Source organism: Campylobacter sp. CNRCH_2016_0050h, assembly GCF_025772605.1.
Lineage (GTDB): Bacteria > Campylobacterota > Campylobacteria > Campylobacterales > Campylobacteraceae > Campylobacter_D > Campylobacter_D lari_D.
This window is the reverse complement of record NZ_JAKMSK010000012.1, coordinates 20,712-44,682: the sequence shown is the minus strand read 5'-3', so window position 1 is coordinate 44,682 and position 23,971 is coordinate 20,712. Positions and strand designations below refer to the sequence as shown.

At 29.0% G+C, this 23,971-nt stretch carries 26 protein-coding genes; 14 read left to right on the top strand and 12 right to left on the bottom strand.

The annotated features are described in order from the left end of the window. Positions 1-193 precede the first annotated feature (193 nt). Positions 194-646: a DUF411 domain-containing protein gene (locus L8X28_RS06915; protein ID WP_220567152.1), complete on the top strand. Its 453-nt coding sequence runs from the start codon at positions 194-196 to the stop codon at positions 644-646. Between the two features lie 10 nt (positions 647-656). On the opposite strand, the gene L8X28_RS06910 is transcribed toward L8X28_RS06915, so the two are convergent. The 3 genes from L8X28_RS06910 to exbB are packed head-to-tail and all read right to left on the bottom strand — an operon-like array spanning position 657 to position 2,120. Beyond that, complete coding sequence (locus tag L8X28_RS06910; protein ID WP_220567153.1) at positions 657-1,310, bottom strand: energy transducer TonB; 654 nt, start codon at positions 1,308-1,310, stop codon at positions 657-659. Then, the gene (gene exbD, locus L8X28_RS06905) at positions 1,307-1,696 is read right to left on the bottom strand and encodes a TonB system transport protein ExbD (RefSeq protein WP_263665899.1); all 390 of its coding nucleotides are present in this window, start codon (positions 1,694-1,696) and stop codon (positions 1,307-1,309) included. Before exbD ends, L8X28_RS06910 begins: the two co-directional genes overlap by 4 nt. Next, the gene (exbB, locus tag L8X28_RS06900; RefSeq protein ID WP_263665898.1) at positions 1,689-2,120 is read right to left on the bottom strand and encodes a TonB-system energizer ExbB; all 432 of its coding nucleotides are present in this window, start codon (positions 2,118-2,120) and stop codon (positions 1,689-1,691) included. The genes exbD and exbB overlap by 8 nt, the downstream gene beginning before the upstream one ends. Positions 2,121-2,278: 158 nt before the next feature. On the opposite strand from exbB, the gene L8X28_RS06895 reads away from it, so the two are divergent. After that, a complete protein-coding gene (locus L8X28_RS06895) occupies positions 2,279-4,372 on the top strand; it encodes a TonB-dependent receptor domain-containing protein (protein ID WP_263665897.1) in 2,094 nt (697 codons plus the stop codon). On the opposite strand, the gene L8X28_RS06890 is transcribed toward L8X28_RS06895, so the two are convergent. Then, positions 4,369-5,904, bottom strand: coding sequence for a DNA polymerase III subunit gamma/tau (locus L8X28_RS06890; RefSeq protein ID WP_263665896.1), 1,536 nt, complete (start codon positions 5,902-5,904; stop codon positions 4,369-4,371). The genes L8X28_RS06895 and L8X28_RS06890 overlap by 4 nt on opposite strands. 2 nt (positions 5,905-5,906) lie before the next feature. Further along, a complete protein-coding gene (rho, locus tag L8X28_RS06885; protein WP_039617780.1) occupies positions 5,907-7,211 on the bottom strand; it encodes a transcription termination factor Rho in 1,305 nt (434 codons plus the stop codon). A gap of 181 nt (positions 7,212-7,392) precedes the next feature. Between rho and L8X28_RS06880 the strand changes: the two genes are divergently transcribed. Together L8X28_RS06880 and L8X28_RS06875 are read left to right on the top strand one after the other, a co-directional pair. Further along, positions 7,393-9,738, top strand: coding sequence for a heavy metal translocating P-type ATPase (locus tag L8X28_RS06880; RefSeq protein WP_263665895.1), 2,346 nt, complete (start codon positions 7,393-7,395; stop codon positions 9,736-9,738). Next, positions 9,735-9,950 (top strand): cbb3-type cytochrome oxidase assembly protein, encoded by a 216-nt coding sequence (locus L8X28_RS06875; protein WP_263665894.1) that lies wholly within the window; start codon positions 9,735-9,737, stop codon positions 9,948-9,950. The genes L8X28_RS06880 and L8X28_RS06875 overlap by 4 nt, the downstream gene beginning before the upstream one ends. Positions 9,951-9,961: 11 nt before the next feature. On the opposite strand, the gene L8X28_RS06870 is transcribed toward L8X28_RS06875, so the two are convergent. Continuing rightward, entirely contained in the window at positions 9,962-10,267 is a 306-nt protein-coding gene (locus L8X28_RS06870) for a c-type cytochrome (RefSeq protein WP_133319851.1), read from the bottom strand. Between the two features lie 129 nt (positions 10,268-10,396). Here L8X28_RS06870 and L8X28_RS06865 point away from each other — a divergent pair, with 129 nt between their 5' ends. The 4 genes from L8X28_RS06865 to gmhA are packed head-to-tail and all read left to right on the top strand — an operon-like array spanning position 10,397 to position 13,778. Next, positions 10,397-10,912, top strand: a complete 516-nt coding sequence (locus tag L8X28_RS06865; RefSeq protein ID WP_133319852.1) for a D-glycero-alpha-D-manno-heptose-1,7-bisphosphate 7-phosphatase — start codon at positions 10,397-10,399, stop codon at positions 10,910-10,912. Continuing rightward, positions 10,909-11,862 (top strand): ADP-glyceromanno-heptose 6-epimerase, encoded by a 954-nt coding sequence (gene rfaD / locus L8X28_RS06860; protein ID WP_263665892.1) that lies wholly within the window; start codon positions 10,909-10,911, stop codon positions 11,860-11,862. Before L8X28_RS06865 ends, rfaD begins: the two co-directional genes overlap by 4 nt. Then, positions 11,855-13,228 carry a D-glycero-beta-D-manno-heptose-7-phosphate kinase gene (gene rfaE1 / locus L8X28_RS06855; protein WP_263665891.1) on the top strand — a complete coding sequence of 458 codons (1,374 nt, stop codon included), beginning with the start codon at positions 11,855-11,857 and terminating at the stop codon, positions 13,226-13,228. The genes rfaD and rfaE1 overlap by 8 nt, the downstream gene beginning before the upstream one ends. Then, positions 13,218-13,778, top strand: coding sequence for a D-sedoheptulose 7-phosphate isomerase (gene gmhA, locus L8X28_RS06850; RefSeq protein ID WP_263665890.1), 561 nt, complete (start codon positions 13,218-13,220; stop codon positions 13,776-13,778). The genes rfaE1 and gmhA overlap by 11 nt, the downstream gene beginning before the upstream one ends. A gap of 7 nt (positions 13,779-13,785) precedes the next feature. Here the strand turns inward: gmhA and pyk are convergent, their stop codons facing one another. The 6 genes from pyk to L8X28_RS06820 form a co-directional block, all read right to left on the bottom strand. Next, positions 13,786-15,237 (bottom strand): pyruvate kinase, encoded by a 1,452-nt coding sequence (gene pyk, locus L8X28_RS06845; RefSeq protein ID WP_214114012.1) that lies wholly within the window; start codon positions 15,235-15,237, stop codon positions 13,786-13,788. A 12-nt stretch (positions 15,238-15,249) separates the two neighbouring features. After that, the gene (locus tag L8X28_RS06840) at positions 15,250-16,596 is read right to left on the bottom strand and encodes an FAD-dependent oxidoreductase (RefSeq protein WP_263665889.1); all 1,347 of its coding nucleotides are present in this window, start codon (positions 16,594-16,596) and stop codon (positions 15,250-15,252) included. 110 nt (positions 16,597-16,706) lie between these two features. Continuing rightward, complete coding sequence (locus tag L8X28_RS06835) at positions 16,707-17,330, bottom strand: type III pantothenate kinase (protein WP_133319858.1); 624 nt, start codon at positions 17,328-17,330, stop codon at positions 16,707-16,709. Next, positions 17,317-17,649, bottom strand: a complete 333-nt coding sequence (locus L8X28_RS06830) for a hypothetical protein (RefSeq protein WP_220567165.1) — start codon at positions 17,647-17,649, stop codon at positions 17,317-17,319. The genes L8X28_RS06835 and L8X28_RS06830 overlap by 14 nt, the downstream gene beginning before the upstream one ends. A 1-nt stretch (position 17,650) precedes the next feature. Beyond that, positions 17,651-18,646, bottom strand: coding sequence for a hypothetical protein (locus tag L8X28_RS06825; RefSeq protein ID WP_133319860.1), 996 nt, complete (start codon positions 18,644-18,646; stop codon positions 17,651-17,653). Next, entirely contained in the window at positions 18,643-19,188 is a 546-nt protein-coding gene (locus tag L8X28_RS06820; protein ID WP_133319861.1) for a hypothetical protein, read from the bottom strand. The genes L8X28_RS06825 and L8X28_RS06820 overlap by 4 nt, the downstream gene beginning before the upstream one ends. Positions 19,189-19,334: 146 nt before the next feature. Here L8X28_RS06820 and gatC point away from each other — a divergent pair, with 146 nt between their 5' ends. Genes gatC through L8X28_RS06790 form a run of 6 tightly spaced genes read left to right on the top strand, consistent with a single transcriptional unit; the run spans position 19,335 to position 23,956 of the window. Continuing rightward, on the top strand, positions 19,335-19,622 hold the full coding sequence (gene gatC, locus L8X28_RS06815; protein ID WP_133319862.1) for an Asp-tRNA(Asn)/Glu-tRNA(Gln) amidotransferase subunit GatC: 288 nt from the start codon (positions 19,335-19,337) through the stop codon (positions 19,620-19,622). 21 nt (positions 19,623-19,643) lie between these two features. After that, positions 19,644-20,213 carry a CvpA family protein gene (locus L8X28_RS06810; RefSeq protein ID WP_263665888.1) on the top strand — a complete coding sequence of 190 codons (570 nt, stop codon included), beginning with the start codon at positions 19,644-19,646 and terminating at the stop codon, positions 20,211-20,213. After that, entirely contained in the window at positions 20,203-20,658 is a 456-nt protein-coding gene (locus L8X28_RS06805; RefSeq protein WP_043019516.1) for a Fur family transcriptional regulator, read from the top strand. Before L8X28_RS06810 ends, L8X28_RS06805 begins: the two co-directional genes overlap by 11 nt. Positions 20,659-20,669: 11 nt before the next feature. Then, entirely contained in the window at positions 20,670-22,172 is a 1,503-nt protein-coding gene (lysS, locus tag L8X28_RS06800; protein ID WP_263665887.1) for a lysine--tRNA ligase, read from the top strand. Then, positions 22,173-23,414 (top strand): serine hydroxymethyltransferase, encoded by a 1,242-nt coding sequence (locus tag L8X28_RS06795; RefSeq protein WP_133319865.1) that lies wholly within the window; start codon positions 22,173-22,175, stop codon positions 23,412-23,414. Further along, positions 23,411-23,956, top strand: a complete 546-nt coding sequence (locus tag L8X28_RS06790) for a DUF1882 domain-containing protein (RefSeq protein ID WP_133319866.1) — start codon at positions 23,411-23,413, stop codon at positions 23,954-23,956. The genes L8X28_RS06795 and L8X28_RS06790 overlap by 4 nt, the downstream gene beginning before the upstream one ends. Positions 23,957-23,971: the final 15 nt, after the last annotated feature.

The window sequence follows — 23,971 nt, the reverse complement described above, 5'->3', positions numbered from 1 at the left end:
TTAGTTTACAAAATAAAAAGAAGGTTATAGTACTTGTTAAGTGGTAGAAAATCAGAAAAGTTATTTAGAAATTTTATTTAGTAGTAATACTTTAATTTAATATTTTTAATTAACCATAGTTGATATTTTTGGTTTTTGATATAAAATATTAATTTTTATAATGTATTGTATCTTTTTTATTTTTGGAGGATATATGAAAAAATTATTTTTAACTTTAACGCTTGGTTTTACAAGCTTATTGGCTAATGAAAAAATATTAAATATTTACGAAAGTCCCACTTGTGGATGTTGCGATCTTTGGGCTAATTATATGAAAGATAAAGGCTATAAAGTGCAAATACACAAAAGTGAAGATTTTTTAAAAATAAAAGAAAAAATGAATATTCAGCCTATGTATCAAAGCTGTCATACTGGCGTGATTGATGACTATGCTATAGAAGGGCATGTTCCTGAAGATGCAGTTGCTTGGCTTTTGGAAAATAAACCTGAGGATGTTATAGGTATTTCTGCTCCTGGTATGCCTCAAGGAAGTCCTGGAATGGAACAAGGTTATGAAGAAGAATATCCTGTAGTTTTGATGCTTAAAAATGGAGATTATAAAATTTATGGGATCTATAAAGGACATAATTTAATCAAGACAAACTAAGTAAAATTGCTTAGTTTATTTTGTATATTAAAGGTATTCTTATATGAAAAGTTTTTTCATATTGTGGAAAATTCTTAGATGCTATGCGTATAGTTTCTAAGGCACTATCATTTAATAGTTTATATTTTGATGGTTTTAATATTTTTAAGTTTAATAAGTTTTTATCCTTAGTCCATGTGAATTCTACTAAAATTTCACCACTCATCCGCATTTTTCGAGCTTGCCTAGGATAAATTAAAGCTTTATCTATAGCTTGCTTAACTTCTTTTAAAAGTTCATTGTTATTAGTTAAAGATATACTTTCTTGAGAATTTATCAGGATGTTTTTTTCTTGAGATGTTATTTTTTGAGATTTTATTTCCTCTTTTAATCGATTTGTTGCTTTAGTATCGGTTGAAGTATTTATTTTTTTAGGTTGAACGATAGGTTTTTCTTTTACTTGTTCTATTTTTTTTATTTTTTCTTGTTTAGATTGTTCGTTTTTTACTTTAGGAGAATCTTGTAAAAATTGTTTTATAGCTATATTAAATTTTTCTTCCTTTGTAGTGTTATGTTGTATATGTAAAAAATTCTTAGTATAAAGAAAAACAAAAAGTAAAGGTAAAAAGATAAATAAAGTAATGAAAAATGATTGATTTTTATGATTACTTATAAAAGTCTTCATCTTTTGTGCTCTGTTAAAATTTGAAAATTTTCATGATTTTTATTTTTTAAAATATCAATAATTTTTACAAAGCTTTCAAATTTTGCCTCTTTATCGCTTTTTAACTCTACTAAGGTTTTAGAATTTATAGTGTCAAATTTTTCTTTTATTTCTTCTATGGAAACTGTTTTTCCATCGATATAAAATTTATTTTCTTTATCGATTAAGATGCTTATTTTGTCTTTATTTTCACTTATGGAATTTGAATTTTCACTTTGAGGTAGATTGATTTTGATTTCACCATGTGCGATAAAAGTGGATATACTTAAAACAATGGCTAGTAAAACAAGCATTATATCTATAAAAGGAATAATATTTAAACTTTCATTTTTTGGTAATTTAAGCATTTTTATCCTTAAAAATACGATATGCATTACTCAAAGTTGATATTTTTCTAAGCAACCCATTATAAGCCATCAAAGAAGGGATGGCAACTAAAATTCCCAAAGCAGTAGCCTTTAAAGCCAGCGATAAGCCAATAACAATAGATTTTACATCAATATTTCCACTTGCTCCCATGTCGTAAAATGTAATTATAATCCCTACTACAGTTCCTAAAAGTCCTACATAAGGAGCGTTAGTGTAAATAATATAAAGCATGGTGATATTTTCACTAATTGCATCATCAAATTTTTCTTGGCATTGATAATCATTTAGTTTAATTTTTCTAAAAAATAAGATGCGTTCTATAGTGCACCATATAGCAATAAATGCCATTAACCCTAAAACAATAAATATAATTAAGTCAATATAAGTTTTTAAAAATTCCATACATCCTCGCTTTAAAAATTTTTGTGATTATATTACTGAAAATTAAATTATTTATTAATAACAATTATCATAATTGATATAATAAATTTATTTTAAATTAATAATTATTATCATAATATTCCAACTTTGAAAATTTTGTTTATTTAAGAAAGGAAATAATGAAAAATTATTGCTTGTCAGTTTGTGTTGCTAGTCTTTTGGTCTGTAATGCTTTATCACAAGAAGTTTTATTAGATAGTTCTATAGTGAGTGCTTCGGGATTTTCTCAAGATATTAAAGAAGCTCCTGCTACTATAAATGTGATTGGTAAAAAAGATTTAGAGAGTAAGCCTTATAGAGATGTTGCTGAAGCTATTGCTGATATTCCTGGTGTAGATTTATTTGCTAGTAAAGGAAAAACAGGCTCTTATAATATTACCATGAGAGGTATTACTGGATATACTTTAGTTTTGATTGATGGGCGTCGTCAAGGAATAGGCGGAGAAGTAGGACCTAATGGTTTTAATGAAATTTCAAATTCATTCTTACCACCAATTTCTAGTATAGAAAGAATAGAAGTAATAAAAGGGCCAATGAGCACTTTATATGGTTCTGAAGCTTTGGGTGGTGTTGTAAATATCATCACAAAAAAAGTAAGTAACGAGTGGGAAACATCATTTAGTTTGGATAGTATTTTTAATGCACATAAAGAATGGGGTAATACTTATGGCGCAAGTATATATTCTAGTGGTCCATTGATGAATGATCGTTTGGGACTTACTTTGCGTTTTAGAGAGTTTTATAGAGAACAATCTAATGTTGAATTTAGTAATGGGAGTGGTCAAAGAGTGCAAGGTGATCAAGCACAAAGTCCTACAAAAGCAAGTAATTTTAATTTAGGAACTAGATTAAATTACTTAATAGATGATTATAATACTTTGATATTTGATATTGATTTTTCAAGAAATCATTATGATAATAAAAAAGGCCAACTCGGTACATTAACAAAACCAACAGATAAAAATAATGGCTCTTTAACAGGTGGTTATACAGATACCATGCAAGTGGATAAGTTGGTAACTTATTTAAGTCATGAGGGGGTATATGATGATTTTTTAATTACTTCTACTTTGCAGTATAACCGTGTAAGTAACGATGGGCGTGAGGTAGTTGGCCAAGCAAATCAGCCATTTTTAGGGCAAAATAGAGATATAGTTGCTGAAGATATTATTATAGATACAAAATCAGTTATTCCTTTAGGTCAAAGTCATATTTTAAGCGTGGGTGGTGAGTATAGACTTGAGAAAATGCAAGATAAAATTGCTAATCCTACTAATTTTGATCAATATTTATTAGCTTTTTTTGCAGAAGATGAATATGGTATAAGAGATGATTTAAGATTTACTTTTGGAGCAAGATATAATTATCATGAAATTTTTGGAAATAACATTTCTCCAAGAGCTTATTTAGTTTATAATCCTACTAGTGAGCTTACTTTAAAAGGCGGTGTTTCAACAGGCTTTAGAACCCCATATGCTAATAGATTGATAGCTGGTGCTTATAATTATAGTGGACAAGGTAAATATCCTATGTATGGAAATCCGAATTTAAAAGAAGAAACATCGCTTAATTATGAACTAGCCGCTGTTTATAATAATGATTTGTTTTATATTTCAGCAACTGGCTTTTTAACAAATTTTAAAGATAAAATTTCTAGTCAAAAATTTAGTAAAGATAGTATGATTTTGGGTATTGGAAAATGTGAAGCTGATACATGCTATCAGGCGATTAATCATGGCAAGGTTGAGTATAGAGGCATAGAACTTGGAGCTGGGATTACTCCTGTAGAGCATTTAAATTTAGATCTAGCTTATACTTATCTTGATAGTGAAATTAAAGATGCGCAAGATGAAACTATGATAGGAAAACCAGAAATTGATAGTCTAAAACACAATATCATGTTAAAAGCAAGTTATAATATCTTTAGTAAATTCACTCCATGGATAAAAGGCGAATGGCAAATAGATCGTTATATGGGTGATACAAATATTAATAGAGAGTATTATCAAGATGTCTTTTTAGCTTCTATGGGTGTGCGTTATGATATTAATAAAAAATGGAATATTAATGCGGCAATTTATAATCTTTTTGATAAAAGTTTTACAAATGATTGGGAGTCTTATAAAAACAAAGGTGAGGATACTTGGGTAAATACTTATAATCGCATAGAAGAAGGAAGAAGAATTTATATTTCAATCAACGGCAGTTTTTAATTTTGTATAGTTGGGGAGCCAAAGAGCTTATTGAGAGCTTCTTTGGTTTCGTCTTTAGGATCGTATTTTTTAGCATCTTTTTTAAAATTTTCAAAATGTTCATTTAAATTCGGAGTACTTTTTATTTCTTGTTTTATAGGAGTTTTGAATATATCTTGTAATTTTTGGGTATCTATAGTTTCTATTTTTTGAATTTTAATTTGTGTTTTTTCTCCAAAAAGCTCATGAAGCAAGACTTTGATTAATTTAAAGCCATTGTTTAGGGTTTTTCTATCATCATCTTTAGCATGTGAGCTAATACTTAAAATATCATCTTCAAAAGAAATAAACTGCGTAGTTTTTTTGAAAACTTCAGCTAAATCATAATCTCTTTTGTAAATAGCTTTTAACAAACTTTCATAAGGATTAAGTTTTTCTTCTTTAATTGTTTGTGTAGAAAGAATTTCTTGTTGTTTTGGGCTTGGTGTGTTATCTTGTTTTGGACTTTTACTGTAAATAGCCTCATCAATACTTTTTAGATAAGTTGCTTCTATAAGCATGAAAGCCATAACACAAAGTACAAAACTATCATCATCGCTAGAATTTAACATAGTCTTAGCACGCGAAAGAATTCTAAAAAATCTTTCGTAAATTAACATAGAAAAAAGATTGTTTTTGGCAAAAAATGCTTCTTTTAAAAAAAATATCATCTCATCAATGACATTGCTTGCCTCGTAATCTTCAAATTCTTTTAAAAACTCAAGAACTTTATCTTTATCGCTAGCTAAAATGGCTTGATAAAATTCTTCAATTTTAGATGGATCTAAAAAGCCTAGCATCGCAGTAATTTTTTGTGTTTGTATATGATTTTGACAATATACTATGGCTTGATCTAATAAAGTTAGAGTATCTCTTAAAGAACCGTTTCCACTTCTTGCTATGAGTTTTAAAGCTTCTTTTTCATAATTGATATTTTCTTTTTCTAAAATCCACTCAAGATGATTTAAGATATCGTGAATAGAAATTTGCTTAAATCTAAAATGCTGCGTTCTTGAAAGAACCGTAGCAGGAAGTTTTAAAGGGTCAGTTGTTGCTAGTATAAATTTTACATAGCTTGGTGGTTCTTCCAAGGTTTTAAGCAAGGCATTTGCTGCTTGTGGGGTAAGCATATGCACTTCATCGATAATAAAAATTTTAAACCTAGCTAAAGATGGAGCGTATTTAACTTGCTCGATAAGCTCTTGAATGTCTTCTAAGCTTCTATGGCTTGCAGCATCCATTTCTATAATGTCTATATTAGAGCCACTGAGTGAAGATAAGCATTGAGAACATTCTCCACAAGGGTTAGCACTTGGTCCTTTTTCACATACTAGGGCTCTTGAAAAAATTCTTGCACTTGAAGTTTTTCCACTTCCGCGTAATCCTGAAAATAAATAAGCATGTGCTAAGCGATTATTTTCAAGAGCATATTTTAAGCTTGTAGAAACAGTATTTTGCCCTACAAGCTCATTGAAATTTTTTGGTCTGTATTTAACAGCAAGAGCTTGGAGCATTACTACTCATTCATGATGGATAACAACTCTTCATTGCTTTTGGTTTTTAGCATTTTAGAGTATAAGAATTTTAAAGCTTCTATATCATCCATTTGTGAAATAGCTGATCTAATTGCCCAAATTTTTTGAAGTTTTTCAACACCTTGGAGTAATTCTTCTTTTCTAGTGCCTGATTTTATGATGTTAATTGCAGGGTAAATTCTTCTGTCTGAAATATTTCTATCAAGAACGATTTCGCTATTTCCTGTTCCTTTAAATTCTTCAAAAATCACTTCATCCATTCTTGAGCCTGTTTCTATCAAAGCAGTTGCTATGATGGTTAATGAGCCACCATGTTCTATATTTCTAGCTGCACCAAAAAAGCGCTTTGGCTTATGCAAGGCATTTGCATCAACCCCGCCACTTAAAACTTTACCACTGCTTGGTGTGGCAGTATTATAAGCTCTTGCTAATCTTGTAATAGAATCAAGTAATATAATGACATCTTTACCTGTTTCTACCATCCTTTTTGCTTTTTCTATAACAAGTTCAGCCACTCTAACATGATTATAGGCAGGTAAGTCAAAAGTAGAGCTAAAAACCTCGCCTTTAACACATCTTTGCATATCTGTAACTTCTTCAGGACGCTCATCTACTAAAAGTACAATCAAATGAGCCTCCGGATGATTTTTAGCAATAGCGGTAGCTAGTTCTTTCATTAACTCAGTTTTACCAGTTCTTGGAGGTGCTACTATTAAGCTTCTTTGACCTTTTCCAATAGGAGCAAACAGATCAAGCATTCTACCTGTTAATTTTAAAGGATCATATTCTAATTTGATTTTTTCAGTTGGAAAAATTGGAGTAAGATTGTCAAATAAAGGTCTTTCTCTAGCTTCTTTTAATGGAAGATAGTTGATTGCTTCAATTTTTAATAAAGCATAGTATTTTTCTTGATCTTTTGGCTCTCTAACTTGACCAGTAACTATATCTCCTACACGCAGAGCAAATTTGCGAATTTGTGAGTTTGATACATAAGCATCATTTACACTATCGCTTAAATTTGAGTCCATTCCACGCAAGAATCCATAACCTTCAGGCGAAATTTCTAAAATTCCTGTAAAGAGTATAAAGCCACCTTTTTTGGTTTGTGCTTTTAGAATTTCAAAAATAAGATCTTGTCTTCTAAATTCTCTTGGATTTTCTATTTCTGCTTCATTTGCTATTTTTACTAAGCTTTCTAAATCAAGCAACTTTAAATCTTCTATTTTATAACCTTCAACAGGAATGTGTGTTCTTTGGTGTTGTTTCTTTTCTTTTGTATTTTCCATATATCCTCATAAAATGTAGAAAATGTAGTTTTTGTTTTAGTTTATTCAAAAAAGATTTTATTAAAAAAAATACTTTTTTGTCAAATTTTGGAAATTATAATATAGCTTTGTAAATAATTTTTAAAATTGAAAGTTTGAAAAAATGATAAAATATTGTAAAAACTTATAAAGAAAGTATAAAATGAGATGTAAGCATTGCCAATTAAGCTTTAAACAAGAACAAATGATAGAAAAAAATGGAAATTATTTTTGTTGTAAAGGCTGTGAAAGTGTATATGAAATTTTACAAGAGAATAATTTGGAGGAATTTTATGAAAAACTTGGTAATCAAACTTTAACCCCAGTAACAATAGAATATAGTATTAAAGACTATGAAAAATACATACAAAAAACAAAAGAAGGCTTTAGCGAGGTTTTTTTACTGATAGAAGAAATTCATTGTGCAGCCTGTGTTTGGCTTAATGAAAAAATTCTCATTAAAAGCGAAGGAGTGATAGAAGTTGATATTAATTCTATTACCCATAAAGCTAGAATTGTTTTTGATGAAAAAAGCATAAATTTAGCAAAAATTATCCAAAATATAGAAAGCATAGGCTATAAAGCTAGTGTGTATTTACCTACAAAAAATGAACAAAGAGCAACTCAAACCAAAAGAGATTTTTATGCGAAATTAATAGTTGCTATAGCTTGCGTAATGAATATTATGTGGATATCTGTAGCTAAATATGCTGGGTTTTTTAGTGGTATGGAAGCTGATATTAAAGATATTTTACATTTTGCTGAATTTTTACTTTGCACTCCTGTACTTTTTTACACAGGCTCGATTTTTTATAAAAATGCCTATTATGCTTTGAAATTTAAAAATGTTAATATGGATACTTTGGTAATTAGTGGAGCAAGTTTAGCTTATATATATTCAGTGTGGGCAATGTTTTCAAGAGCTTCACAGGTATATTTTGACTCTGTGGCGATGATTATTTGTTTTGTTTTTATAGGAAAGTATTTAGAGCTTTTAAGTAAGAAAAAAGCCCTTGATACGCTCGATCATTTGAGATCGTTTTTAGGTAATGAAGTAAGGGTATTAAAAAATGAAAAAATAGAAAATATTGATGTAGAAGAGGTGCAAATAGGAGATATTATAGAGTTAAAAGAAGGCGATAGGGTTTTAATAGATGGAGTGTGTATTAGCGGTAATATTAGTTTAGATATGTCTAGTTTAAACGGAGAGAGCTTACCACTTGATGTGCAAAAAGATGATATGATTTATTCTGCTTCTTTAGTTTTAAGCGGGAATGCTTTATATAAGGCAAATGCGCTTTATAAGGATTCTAAATTAGCTAGGATTATTAATTTACTTGAAAATTCAAGTGCTAAAAAAGCCAAAATAGAAAAAATGGTACAGCAAGTAAGTAAGTATTTTTCGCCTATTATTTTAATTTGTGCTTTGTTGTGCTTTGTTTTTACTTTTTTTGTACTAAATTTAGGTTTTGAAGAAGCCATGATACGCATGGTTTCTGTGCTAATCATAGCTTGTCCATGCGCTTTGGCTTTAGCTACACCGGTGAGTTCTTTAGTAGCAATTAGTGCTGGTTTGAAGGAAAAAATTTTATTTAAAGAAGCAGGTGTTGTGGAGGATTTGAGCAAGTGTAATGTGACTGTATTTGATAAAACAGGGGTTTTAACAAAGGCTAGTTTGGAAGTTAAAAAAAGCTTTTTAGATGAAAGGTTGGATAAAAATGAATTATTAAATTTCTTACATTTAACTAACCACCCAGTGGCTAAAAGTATTTTAAAATTTTTAGATAGAAAAATAGATAGTAGAATAGAATTTGAAAAAGTTCAAAATTTTCAAGCAAGAGGCTATAAAGCCTTTTTAGACAAAGATGAATTTTTGGGAGGGAATGAGAAATTTTTCAAAGAAAATCATATGCAAGTACAAGAATTTCAAACTACGCATTTTATATTTGCTAAAAATAAAACTATATTAGCAGTTTTTGAATTAGAAGATAGCATGAGAGAAAGCTCTGAAGAGTTGATTGAATTTATGAAAGAATGTAAAATGCAAATTTATATATTAAGTGGCGATAATTTAAATGCTGTAAGTAAGGTGGCTGAAAAATTAAAAATAAATAATTTCAAAGCTTCATGTATGCCAGAAGATAAGATGCAAACAATAGCTAGGTTAAATCAAATAGGTAAAGTTTTAATGGTAGGAGATGGAGTAAATGATGCTTTAGCACTTTCTTATGCAGGTGTTGGAGTTTCTTTAAAAGAAGGTTCTGAGCTTGCTATGGAAAATAGTGATATTATATTGTTAAAAAACGACTTAAAAAGCTTGCAAAAGGCTATACAAATAGCTAAAAAAACTTATCAAATTATTAAACAAAATTTAGCTTTTTCTTTATTTTATAATGCCTTGAGCATGCCTTTAGCTTTTTTTGGTTTGATTAATCCTTTAATTGCAGCTTTATCGATGTCTTTTAGTAGTATAATAGTGATTTTAAATGCTTTAAGGATTAAAAAATGAATGGTGTTTTAATGATGATGATAGGTGTTTCTATGGTTGCTTTATTTTTGGCAATTTGTGCTTTACTTTGGGGGATCAAAAATAAGCAATTTGACGATGATTATAAATTTACTATTTTAAATGATAGCGAAGAAGCTTTAAATGATGCAGCGATTTTGGAAAAAAGAAAAAAAGAAGCTTTGGAAAAGAAAAATCAAGAAAAACAGCCATAAAGGCTGTCAAATTATTTTTTTAAGCTCTCGATGTATTCTTCAATTGCTTTAAAATCTGCTTCTGTTAAACCTTTAAGGTTAATCTTCATGATTGCACCTTGGCCATAAGCATTTCTTTTACCTGCTGCATAATCTTTCATGTATTGTAATCTTTCAGCTGCAGTTAAAGTATTTAAAGCAGGAACTTTATTAAGATAAACTTTATCTGCTTTAGCACCATGACATACTGCACATTTTTTATAAAGTGTAGCACCATCCGCAGCAAAAGCTGAAACACTAAGACATGCCAAAGCTGATAAAACAAGTAGCTTTTTCATTGTATCACTCCTATATAAATTGAAAATAAAATGTTTTTAATTATATGCTTTTTTTATTTAAAGTCGCTTAAAAAACTTTTTTACTTGATAAATTATAGAATCTTAAAAAAAATTCATTATAATTTTTTTATGAAAACAAAGGCGTTATTTTTAGATAGAGATGGGATTATTAATATAGATAAAAAATATGTTCATAAGATTAGTGATTTTGAATTTTGTGATGGTATTTTTGAACTTTGTGAATTTTTTCAAAAGCAAAATTTTTTAATTTTTATAGCTACTAATCAATCAGGTATTGCAAGGGCTTATTATAATGAAAAAGATTTTGAAATTTTAAGCTCGTATATGCTAGGTGAATTTTTGAAAAAAGGCATTAAAATAGAAAAAATTTATCACTGCCCTCATTTAGAAAATTGTGAATGCCGTAAGCCAAAACCTGGCATGCTTTTAAAAGCACAAAAAGAATTTAATATAGATTTTTCACAATCTTTTTTTATAGGAGATAATTTAAGTGACATGCAAGCTGGAATTAATGCTGGTATAAAAAATCTATTTTTGATTAATGAAAATTATAATGATGATAAAAACTATAAGGTCTTTAAAAATTTAAAAGAACTTTTGTATTATTTAAAGGATAGGAAATGAAAATTGTGATAACAGGTGGAGCAGGTTTTATAGGCTCTGCTCTTGCTCTAGAACTTCAGGATAAACATGAGGTTTTGATTGTGGATAAAATGCGATCAAGTGCTACTTTTGAAAATGGAAATTTAGAAAGTTTTGGTCATTTTAAGAATATTTTAGATTTTGAAGGTGAGCTTTATGTGGGCGATATTAATGATGAAAAAACTTTAAAAGCTATAAAAGCTTTTAAACCTGATGTGATCTTTCATAAGGCTGCAATTTCAGATACAACTGTTTATGATCAAAACAAAGTTTTAAAGACCAATTTAAACACTTTTAAAGATTTTATAGAACTTGCTTTGGAGCTTAATGCAAAACTAATCTATGCAAGTTCAGCCTCAGTTTATGGAGATGCTCCAAGCCCGCAAACTGTAAATTTAAGTGAAGCCCCTAAAAACCCTTATGCATTTTCAAAATTAATGATGGATAAATTAGCAAAAAAATATTTTGATAAAATGCATATAGTTGGGCTTAGATATTTTAATGTATATGGCAAGGGAGAATTTTTTAAAAATAGCACTGCTTCTATGATTTTGCAATTTGGACATCAAATTTTAGCGGGTAAAAGTCCGCGTTTGTTTGAAGGAAGTGATCAAATTTATCGTGATTTTGTGTATATTAAAGATGTTGTGAGTGCAAATTTACAAGCTTTAGAAGCAAAAAGTGGAATTTATAATGTAGCTACAGGTAAAGCAAGAACTTTTCAAGATATAGTAGATATTTTACAAAAAGAATTAAATACTAATTATCCTTGTGAGTATATTCCTAATCCTTACAAAAATGCTTATCAATTCCATACTCAAGCAAAATTAGATGAGAGTTTTTCATATAAAGCTAAATTTAGTCTTGAAGAGGGTGTAAAAGATTATTTAGATGAGATCAAAAGGCTTTATGAAAAGGAAGTAAATGTTTGATTTTTTAAGTTCTAAAAAGCCAAAAATTTTAGTTGTTGGAGATTTTATGGTGGATCATTATATATGGTGTGATTGTACTAGAATTTCTCCAGAAGCTCCTGTAATGGTGATGAAATCACAAAAAGAAGATAAAAGACTAGGTGGAGCTGGTAATGTGTATGCAAATTTAAAAAGTCTTGGTGCTGAGGTTTTTGCTCTAGGGCTTGTGGGTGATGATGAGAGTGGGAGGTTTTTAAAAGAGAATTTAAATGCAAAATTATTAGTGGAAAAGGATAGAAAAACCCCTCTTAAGAGTAGGATTTTATCACATTCTCAGCAAGTTTTAAGACTTGATGATGAGAATGATTTTGATACTAAATTAGAAGATGAAATTATTCAAGAGTATAGAAAAATCGCAAAAGATTATGATGCAATTATTTTGAGCGATTATGCTAAAGGAGTTTTAACTTCAAAAGTAACAAAAGCTTTGATAGAGCATGCAAATACTTTAAATTTACCTATTTTGATTGACCCAAAAGGAAGTGATTTTAGTAAATATCAAAATGCAACCTTACTAACCCCAAATAAAAAAGAAGCTATTCAAGCTTTGGGTGTAGAAAAAATTGATAATTTGGAAAAAGCTTTAAAAAAATTAAAAGATAATTTGAATTTAGCTTATTCTATTATAACTTTATCCGAAGAAGGAATAGCACTTTTTGATGAAAAATTACATATTATTCCCGCAAAAGCCTTGGAAGTTTATGATGTAACAGGAGCTGGAGATAGTGTTATAGCTATGCTTGCTTATGCTTTAGCCTTAAAAGTTGATATTGTAAAAGCATGTGAGTTAGCAAATGATGCAGCAGCTGTTGTGGTAGCAAAAGTAGGAAGTGTGAGTGTAAGTTTAGAAGAGATTAAAAATCTAAAAAAAGCTTCTTTTGAAGATAAAATTAAAAGCAAAGAAGAGCTTGTGAAGTTGATACAAAATCAAAAAGTAGTTTTTACCAATGGATGTTTTGATATTATGCATTATGGTCATATAAAATACCTTGAAAAAGCTAAAAAACTAGGAGATATCTTAGTTGTAGGTTTAAATTCAGATGAAAGCGTAAAAAGACTAAAAGGAAACTCAAGACCTATAAATTTAGAATTCCAACGCGCATGTATGCTTGCGAGTATGTATTTTGTAGATTATGTAGTGATTTTTAATGATGATACTCCTTATGAACTGATAGACTTTTTAAAGCCTGATGTGCTAGTTAAAGGAGCTGATTATAAAGGCAAGGAAGTAGTGGGTTCAAATTTAGTAAAAAAAGTAGAATTAATTGACTTTGAAGATGGATTTAGTACTACTAATATAATTAATAGGATTGCAAATGATAAATAAAATTGAAAAGGAATTTATTCAACATCAAAAAACTTTAGAGCAAAGTTTGAATTTAAAAGAGCAAATTGCTACGGTTGCTCAAGAATTAAAAGTGTGCTTGAAAAGTGGTGGGAAAATTTTAATTTGTGGAAATGGTGGAAGTGCTGCAGATAGCCAACATTTTGCAGCTGAACTTAGTGGAAGATATAAAAAAGAAAGAAAGGCTTTAGCTGCTATTGCTCTAAGCACTGATACTTCTGCTTTAAGTGCTATAGGAAATGACTATGGTTTTGAATTTGTTTTTTCAAGACAAGTTGAAGCTTTAGCTAGCAATAATGATGTATTGATTGGAATTTCTACTAGTGGAAAAAGCCCAAATGTGATCAAAGCTTTTGAAAAGGCCAAAGAAATTGGCACTAAATGTATAGGGCTTAGTGGAAAAGGTGGTGGAGCGATGAATGCATTATGTGAGCATAATATAGTCGTCCCAAGTGATGATACGGCCAGAATTCAAGAAATGCATATTTTAATCATACACTGCTTGTGTGATCTAATAGAAGAAGAATATTAAGTTTGGGTTATTTTCCCAAACTTAAATAATATTCAATTTGATCTTTTTGTAAAATTCTAATTAAATTTGTACTTCCTGCAACACCTACTGGAAATCCTGCAGTAAGAGTGTAAACCCCATCTTTTTTCATAAGGCCTTTTTCAACTCCAAGTTTTACAGAATTGCTTAAAAGTTCTGTTAAATTTTCATGCTTTTCTATCAATATAGCAGGTTGAACTCCCCAGACTATACTTAAAAAATTTAAAGCTTTTTTGGAATGAGTAATAGCTATGATATCCATTTTTGGACGATACCTTGCTGTTTTAACCGCAGAAGCACCACTGCTTGTAATGGTAAAAATTGCATTTGCATTTAAATCAGTAGCTAATTGTGTGCTTGATTTGGCAATGATATCAGTTTCGTTAAAGCATTTAAAATTTTCAAATTTTTCATAAGGATAGTTTTTTTCTGTTTCAATGATAGTTTGAGTCATAATATCAACTGCATTTGCCGGATCAATCCCCACCGCACTTTCTTCGCTAAGCATAACCGCATCAGTGCCATCAAGTACAGCATTAGCAACATCTGAAATTTCAGCTCTTGTGGCAGTTTTTGATTTTGCAAGCGAAAAAAGCATTTGAGTGGCAGTGATTACAGGTTTATTGGCCTCATTAGCTTTTTTAATGATGAGTTTTTGTATATTTGGTACTCTATAATAAGGCACTTCAATGCCTAAATCTCCTCTTGCTACCATTATACCATCGCTGCTATTTATAATTTCATCGATATTTTCAACAGCATCAAATTTTTCTATTTTTGCAAAAATAGCAATTTTGGCATTATTTTCATCAAGTATTTTTTTAACTTCATCAATATCATGAGCATTTTGCACAAAAGATATAGCTAAAAAATCAACATCGTTTTTAATGCCCCATGCAAGATCATCTTTATCTTTTTGAGTTATAACATCGATATTGATTTTTGTATTTGGAAAATTAATTCCTTTATTTGAACTAAGCACCCCGCTATTTTCTACTTGGGTTTGGATAAAATCTTTTTCAACTTGTATAACTTTAGTTTTAATAGAGCCATCACAAAGATAGATGTATTCTCCCACTTTTAGCATAGAAAGAATTTCGGGATGATTAATACAGACTTTATAATGTTCATTAGAAAGTTTTTCGCCTTCAAAAGTATCTTTGTAGAAGTCTAGTCTATCTCCACTTTTTAGCTCAAAAGCTTCTGGAATTTTTAAGGTTCTAATTTTTGGCCCGCTAATATCTTGTAAAATTCCAATCCTTGCATTAAGTTCAGCTGCTACTTTTCTAATGGTGGCTAGGTTTTGACTATGATATTCATGAGTTCCATGTGAGAAATTTAAGCGAAAAACATTCACTCCATTAATAATCATTTGTCTTATTGTAGTTTCATTTTCACTTGCTGGTCCAATTGTTGCGACTATTTTTGTTTTTTTTAACATTTTCTATCCTTTTTATAGCAGTTCGCTAGTAAATAAATCTTCATTAAAATTAGCACCCAAGTATTGACAAATAAGTTTTGCATCTCTATAACCATTACCAAGACAACTCGTAGCACCTGGGCTTGGTGTCATATTAAAAATTATACCTGGAATTTCAGTGATGCTAGCCTCTCCAAGTATTAATTCTCCTGCTTTTTTATCAAGCACTTGAGGGCGTACCCCGCCAAAGTTTTTAGCATAGTAAATATCATCTGTTTTTAAACTAGGAACTATTTTTTTAGCATCTTTTACAAAAAGTTTTTTGTTGATATAAGGAATTTCAAATAAATAATTATAAAGAATATAATTTCTAATAGTAGAATCTTTAAAAAGATTAAAACAAATTTTAATTACATTCATATCAAGATTAAGTGTTTTGAAAAATTCAGGTAAAGATTTAAAGCCATGGTATCTTTCTAGCATAGGAATAACTAAAGCAGTAGGACCAAAACGGGTGTTCATGTTAGCTAGTAAATCAGGATCGCCATGTAATGCAGCAAATGGGAGTTTTGGATTTTGCACCATATAAACCTTACCATTTAAAATTTTTCTTTTTGCCATGTAAAAACTTCCTGCAACAGGAAAGCAAGATTTGTCTAAACCTATACCCATTTTATGTGCTAAAAATAACGAGTGTGCGCCTGCATTGACGATAATGGATTTTGCACTATATTCTTTAAAATCTCTTGTTTTTATATAAAAAATATCATCTTTTTTTTCTATAAATACAACTTCTTGATTGTAAGCAACATGAGTATCTTTACCTTGTTTGCAAGCTTGCTCTATGAGATTTTGACTCATAAGTCCAAAATCTACTGTGGTATAAATTTCACCTTCTTCTACACCCATAGCTACTATATTATCCGCCCTATCATTGACACCATCTTCACCTAAAACAACATTTGGTTCTATTTGTTTGATTTCATTTTTTGTGTAAAATTTAATATAAGGATATAATTCTTTAAATTCTTCATATCTATTTTTCATATATTCACATTCTTTTTCCCCAACTGCAAGTGCAAGTTTTTGGTGTGAATACATGAATTTATTTTGTGCATTTTGCAAGAGCCCATATTTTACAATCATATCTGCTGTTTTTTTAACTTTTTTTGCTTTTTCTAAGGTATAGTTAGTTTCTATATCACCGCAGTGGATGGTTTGTGAATTACTTGTGCTATGACTATTTAATGTTGCAGCGTTATTGTATTTTTCTAATAATGCAATACTTTTAATATCAGTATATCTTGCTAATTCGTAAAATGCTGCAGCGCCAGAAATCCCACCGCCAATCACTACGGCATCAAAGTGTTTTCGATCCATTATCATCAATTCCTTTTGTGTATGTTTGATTTTGCTAATAATATCAAAATATAGTTGTTTTGAGTTTAAATAAAGCTTATAATTGAAAAGCCAAAGATATGGTTAATCTTTTAAAGTATAAAATTTTCACAAACAGCTTTTTTCATACCTCTAAAAATCAAAAATTTATCATAAATTGCATAATCAAAAAAATTTGCAAGAAATTGCCCATCGCCACCTGTGAAATATAACTTTTTATCATATGCACTATCTTTTATAAGTAAATATATACTTTTAAAAACTCCATAACTTAAAGCATCAATAGTTCTTTGGGGAAAGGCATCAAAGTTTATTTGAGTGTTAAGTTCGTGTTTTAAGCGAGAAGAAATACTGGCAAAAGATTTTTTGTAGCTTTCAATACCAGGCAGGATAAATCCTCCAAGATGGATTGAATTTGAAACAATATCCACAGTTATTGCAGAGCCTGCATCAACTACTACCCCATCTTCTATGGTATAGCAAGCTGCTATTCTATCAACTCCTAAATTCTTATAAATAGTATCAAAATTAAAATATGGAGCAAGGTTAATAAATAAAGGATTTTGCTTTAATCTTTGCTCTAAATTTGGATTAACATTGATGTAAAACACTTTTTGTGTCGGCTCATACTGTAAAAATTGCTCTATGCTCATAGAATGAAATTTTTGCTCATTTAAAAAACTTGCAGTTGTATTGCCAATATCACACAAAAGCATAACTTTGAATTCCTTTGGTGAATAAATATTCTTTTGCTTTTGAGCAAATTAGAGACTGGTGAAAAATAAAATGATTTTTAAATTTTAAATTTAAAATTTGACTTATGTTTTGAAAAATATTTTCAAATTCTAAACCATCTTTTTTTAAAATCTTACTTTTTGCAAAAGAAAATAAAAATAAACAATATTGTTTTTTTGTATTTTCTCCATAAAAGCAAATTAGTTTTTTCTTTTTGCTAAAAGCATGGATATCTAAAGAATTAATATTTTTTAAAATAATTCCATGTTTAATAAGAATATCGCTTAGTTCTTGATTCATTTTAATTTAATTGTAAAACTTTATTGTGATAGAAAAATTTACCATTAGCCATAAAACTTTTTTTATCAATAGCTTCATTTAATTTATATACGGTAAAATCTTTCAGATTTGTATTTAATTTAATTAAATAGCCAGTTTTTTCAAATATATACAAAGAATCATTATATAATGTGCTTTTGGAAAATAAAGCAAATTGAAATTTTATTTCATCAATTTTTCTAAGATTATAATCATTTTTGATAACTCTTCCATCTTTTGTTAATATAAAAATTTCTTTATCATTAATATTTACCTCTTTAATGTTTTCGTTTAAGTATAAAGTTCTATTTGGTGTTACAACGATGATTTTTTGTGCTGTTGCGGCAACCATTGTATCGTTTTTAACATGAAGATAGATGATATTGTTAAAAAATTCTTCACTACTTACTAAAATTTCTTTACTAACTTTTAGTGTACTTTTGTTAAGTATGGCTAATTTTCCATTAAGCATAGGGTATATGATAATGGTATTTAAAAAATAAGGATTAGCATAGCGACTATCTTGAGCATAAGCAGTGCCTAAATTTTGTAGCATTCTTATACCAAGATTTTTATTAGCATACACTAAAGTATTACTTGCTAAAATCAAAGCTATATCATCCCCGTCTACATTAGCACTTACTACACTTTCGTTAAATTTATGAGAAAATAATTCTTCACCTTGTAAATTTAAAATTTTAAAATTCCCATCATTATCAGCTATAAGAATTTCTTCTTGACGGATATTTAAAATATTATAGTTTTTATCTATTTTTAAAGCAGTAATATTTCCTTTATTGTCTATGAAAGTATTATTATTTAACTGAGCAATGTTGTTGTTAAAATTAACTATTTTTCCATTAATATTTTTAGAATTATAAGGAAGTTGTTCTAATTGTGTTGGTTGATAGTATTCCCTTTTAGTGCCACAAGCACTAAAAAATATTAAAGTAATAATAAATAAATAAAAATGCTTCATTTTATTCCTTGATAGTGTTTTAAGCTTGTGATGATTTGCCATAAAGGAGAATTTATAGGTATTTTATTAAATTCAACATCTGCGTTTTTAAAATCATTTTGTTTTAAAAATTCAAAACCTATTAATAGAGTATTATAATCTTTTAGAAAATCTGATTTTTGATTATTTTGGGCAAGCACTATTTGTTTTAACAAAGGATCTATATTAAGACTCAAGGTTTGATTAAGATCTTGATTATTTTGACCCATAATATATATGGTATATAAATTTGCATTTTTTTGCTTTAATTCCTCAATTAATTTTTGATCTGAAGGATTTTTTAACAGATTATTAAAAATGATATTACTTTCTTGGATATTTTTTTCTTGTTTTATATTATAAATATAACTTCCACTAAAATAAAGAACTAAAAGAGCAATAAGAGCAATAAAATAATATTTGTATTTTCTTATAAAGCGTTCTGATTTGATAAAATTTTCCATCATTTGCTCTTGAGAGCTTAATTCTTCTTTTACTGCTTTCAAATTTTCTTTTAAAGCCATATTTTTCCTTTATTAATATAAAAAATGTTATTTTGTAATTTTAAAGTCTATAATTGTAACATATAAAAATGAAAAAATAAATTATTTTATGTTATAATTTTCAATCTAAACCAAAGAGTTTTATAAAATTAAAATTAAGGTAAATGATGCAAATTGATGATAAATTATTAACTAAACTTGAAAAGCTAAGTGCTCTAAAAATAGCAGATGAAAAAAGACAAGAACTAGAAGAGCAATTAAGCCAAATTGTTAATTTTGTGGAAAAATTAGATGAATTAAAACTTGATGATATAGAAGCCATGACTAGCACAACAAATGGTGGAACCTTATTGAGAAATGATGAGAGTAAAAAATCTGATGTGATAGATACGATAAGTAAGCATGCTCCAAATTCTCAAGATGGATTTTTTATAGTCCCTAAAATAATTGAATAAAATATTTGGAGTTTAGCGTAGATGGAAAATTTTTCGTGGTTTGATGTTTTTGTTTTAGGTTTGACTGTAATTTTAGGCTTAAAAGGCTTGGTAAGTGGCTTATTTAAAGAAATTTTTGGTTTATTGGGTATAGTTGGTGGGGTTTTACTTGCTTCAAGATATGCTAAAGAGGTAGCAGAGATTATCAATAATAATTTTTATGCAATTAAAAATGAAAATCTTGCTATTTTTGCAGGTTTTTTAGTTTTGTTAATTGTGATATGGATAGCATGTATGGCCTTAGGAAATATATTATCAAAAATGTTTAGCATGAGTGGTCTTGGTTTTATAGATCGTATAGGTGGATTTTTATTTGGAAGTGCTAAAATATTTTTAATTTTTGCAATTTTAGTTGCTTGTATTAATAATATAGAATTTTTAAATTCAAGTTTAGAAAAATATGCAAACAATAGTCATACTTTAAATTTACTTAGAAAAACAGGTGAATTTATAATGAATACTGATTTTACTCAAAATAGTTTAGAAAAAATAGAAGAAAGAATTAAAGATTCTAATATAAGTCTAAATTCGGAGGTAAATAATGCAAATTGAAAATATAGAATATGATGTTTTACTTGAGCGCTTTAAGAAGACACTTAAGGATAATGGCTTAAAATATACCAAACAAAGAGAAGTGCTTTTGAAAACTTTATATAATAGTGATATGCATTATACCCCAGAAAGTTTGTATGTGGAAATCAAGCAAAAAAATCCTGAATTAAATGTAGGTATTGCTACAGTTTATAGAACTTTAAATTTATTAGAAGAATCGGGCATGGCTACTTCTATATCTTTTGGAGCTTCAGGGAAGAAATTTGAACTTGCAAATAAACCCCATCATGATCATTTAATTTGTAAAAGTTGTGGAGAAATAGTTGAATTTGAAAATTCTATTATTGAGCAGCAACAAATGTTAATAGCAAAAGAATATAATTTTAAATTAACAGGGCATTTAATGCAACTTTATGGGTTATGTCCGCAATGTAGTAAAAAATAAAGGTAAAATTAATGTTTGATAATATTTTAGAACAACAAAAAATTCAAAAAGCGCAAGAATTAAAAAAGCTAGGAATTAATCCATATCCACATTTTTTGAAAAAAGAAATGAGTATAGTTGAATATAAAAATAAATTTGCATACATTAAAGATACGCAAAATCAGCGTGATGAAAAAGTATATGGAGTGTTAGCAGGAAGATTAAAACTTCTTAGAATAGCTGGTAAATCGGTATTTGCCAATATAGAAGATGAGCAAGATAATATTCAAATTTATTTTAATCAAAATATTTTAGGAGAAGAATATTTTGCTATTTTAAAAAAATATCTTGAAGCAGGAGATATTGTTTTGGTTAAAGGTTTTCCTTTTATGACTAAAACAGGAGAATTTAGTCTTCATGTAGAGCAAATTCAAATAGCTACAAAAGCCATAGTGCCTTTACCGGAAAAATATCATGGACTGACAGATATTGAGCAAAGATATAGAAAAAGATATCTTGATATGATTATGAATAGTGAAGTAAGAAAAGATTTTATTTTGCGTTCTAAAATTGTTTCTTACATTAGATCTTTTTTTGATAATAAAGGATTTTTAGAGGTTGAAACACCAATGATGCATCCTATTGCAGGAGGAGCAAATGCAAAGCCTTTTGTGACTTATCATAATACTTTAGGTGTGGAAAGATTTTTAAGAATTGCTCCAGAATTATATCTAAAGCGTTTGATTGTAGGTGGTTTTGAGGCAGTTTATGAGATTAATAGGTGTTTTAGAAATGAAGGAATGGATTTAACACATAATCCTGAATTTACTACAATCGAGTTTTATTGGGCTTATCACAATTATCATGATTTAATGGACTTAACAGAAGAGCTTTTTGCTATGCTTTTGGATAAATTAAATTTAGGTAAAAAGCTCGAATTTGATGAAAAAATAATTGATTTTTCTAAACCATTTGAAAGAATTACTTATAAAGATGCTTTGAAAAAATATGGCGGTTTAGATGATGAGCTTATTAATAATAAAGAATTAATCTTAGAAAAATTAAAAAAAGATGGCTTTGAAGCCAATGAAAAATTAGAATTAGGTCATTTGCAAGCTGAACTTTTTGATAATTATGTTGAAGATAAGTTGATTAATCCCACTTTTGTAATAGATTTTCCTGTTTCTATAAGTCCTTTGTCTAGAAGGAGTGACAAGGATAAGGATATTGCTGAAAGATTTGAATTGTTTATCGCGGGTAGAGAGATTGCTAATGGATTTAATGAGCTTAATGATCCGCTAGATCAATATGAGAGATTCTTAAAGCAAATTGAAGCTAAAAATGCAGGTGATGAGGAAGCATGCGAAATGGATGAAGATTTTGTTAATGCATTGGGCTATGCTATGGCACCAACTGCAGGTCAAGGTATAGGAATAGATAGGCTAGTTATGCTTTTAATTAATAAAAAATCAATTCGTGATGTAGTGCTTTTCCCAGCTATGAGACCACTTAAAAATGAGGTAAAAGGAGAGTAAATGTTGGAAAATTTTGATAAAGAAATTTTTGATTTAACCCAAAAGGAGCTAGCAAGACAATGTGATGGTCTTGAAATGATAGCGAGTGAGAATTTCACTATACCAGAAGTAATGGAAGTAATGGGGAGTATTTTAACAAATAAATATGCAGAAGGCTATCCTGGTAAAAGATATTATGGTGGATGCGAATTTGTTGATGAAATTGAGACAATTGCTATAGAAAGATGTAAAAAACTTTTTAATTGTAATTTTGCCAATGTACAACCTAATTCAGGTTCTCAAGCAAATCAAGGTGTATACATGGCATTGTTAAATCCTGGTGATAGAATTTTGGGTATGGATTTAAGTCACGGAGGACATTTAACTCACGGTTCTAAAGTAAGTTCTTCTGGAAAAGTTTATGAAAGTTTTTTTTATGGGGTAGAGCTTGATGGGAGAATTAATTATGATAAAGTTAGAGAGATAGCAAAAGAAGTTAAGCCAAAACTTATTGTTTGTGGTGCTAGTGCTTATCCTAGAGTGATTGATTTTGCTAAATTTAGAGAAATAGCAGATGAGGTTGGCGCATATTTATTTGCTGATGTTGCGCATATTGCAGGATTGGTTGTAGCAGGTGAGCATCCTAGCCCGTTTCCCTATGCTCATGTTGTAAGCTCTACAACACATAAAACTTTAAGAGGTCCAAGAGGCGGGATTATTATGAGTAACGATGAAGAAATTGCCAAAAAAATCAATTCTGCAATTTTTCCGGGTATTCAAGGTGGTCCATTAATGCATGTAATTGCCGCCAAAGCTGTTGGATTTAAATATAACTTAAGTGATGAGTGGAAAATTTATGCTAAGCAAATCATTAAAAATACTGCTACCTTGGCTCAAGTTCTAATAGATAGAAAATATGATTTAGTTAGCGGTGGTACTGATAATCATTTAATTTTATTAAGCTTTTTAAATAAAGATTTTAGTGGTAAAGATGCAGATTTAGCTTTAGAAAGAGCAGGTATTACAGCAAATAAAAATACGGTTCCAGGGGAAACTAGAAGTCCATTTGTAACGAGTGGTTTAAGACTTGGAACAGCAGCTTTAACAGCAAGAGGTTTTAAAGAGGAGCAAATTGCTATTGTTGCAAATTATATAGCTGATATTTTAGATGATATACAAAATACAAAACTACAAGAAGAGATTAAAGTTAAACTGAAAAATTTGGCAAGTAATTTTATTATTTATGAAAGGGCTTTATTTTGATTACAACTATGGATTTGGCTTTAATTAAAATGGTTACAAGCCATTATTATATTAAGCGTAATGCTATAATTAACAAATATGAGCATAAAGGTAGAATTTTTTTTGATAAATTCGAAAAAGTAAATGCTCCTTTGACAGCTAATGTTATACAAGAACATATGGAAAAAAAGATTATTGTAGCACACTCTTTGATTAATAGTTTTGATAAGGTTGAAAATATTGTATTTGATTACAATGGTTTTAACGCAGAGCGTTTTTGGCATAGAGCACAGCTTGTTTTAAGGGAAGAAGGTTTTATAAATTTTACTGCCTATAAAACAAGAACTAATAATCATTTGCATTTGTATATCCATAAAGGACATACTACTTTTAATGAAGCATGCTCTTTGGGATCAAAATTATCTTTGCTTTTTTCTCAAAAAATGCCTGTAGAGTGGAAAGTTTTTCCTAGTATGGATATACCTAAGGAATTTAATATTTTAACTTTACCTTATGAGGTTTATCAAAAAGAGCGTGGCGCTTCTTGGTCTAAACATATGTAATTTTTGAAAGGATGA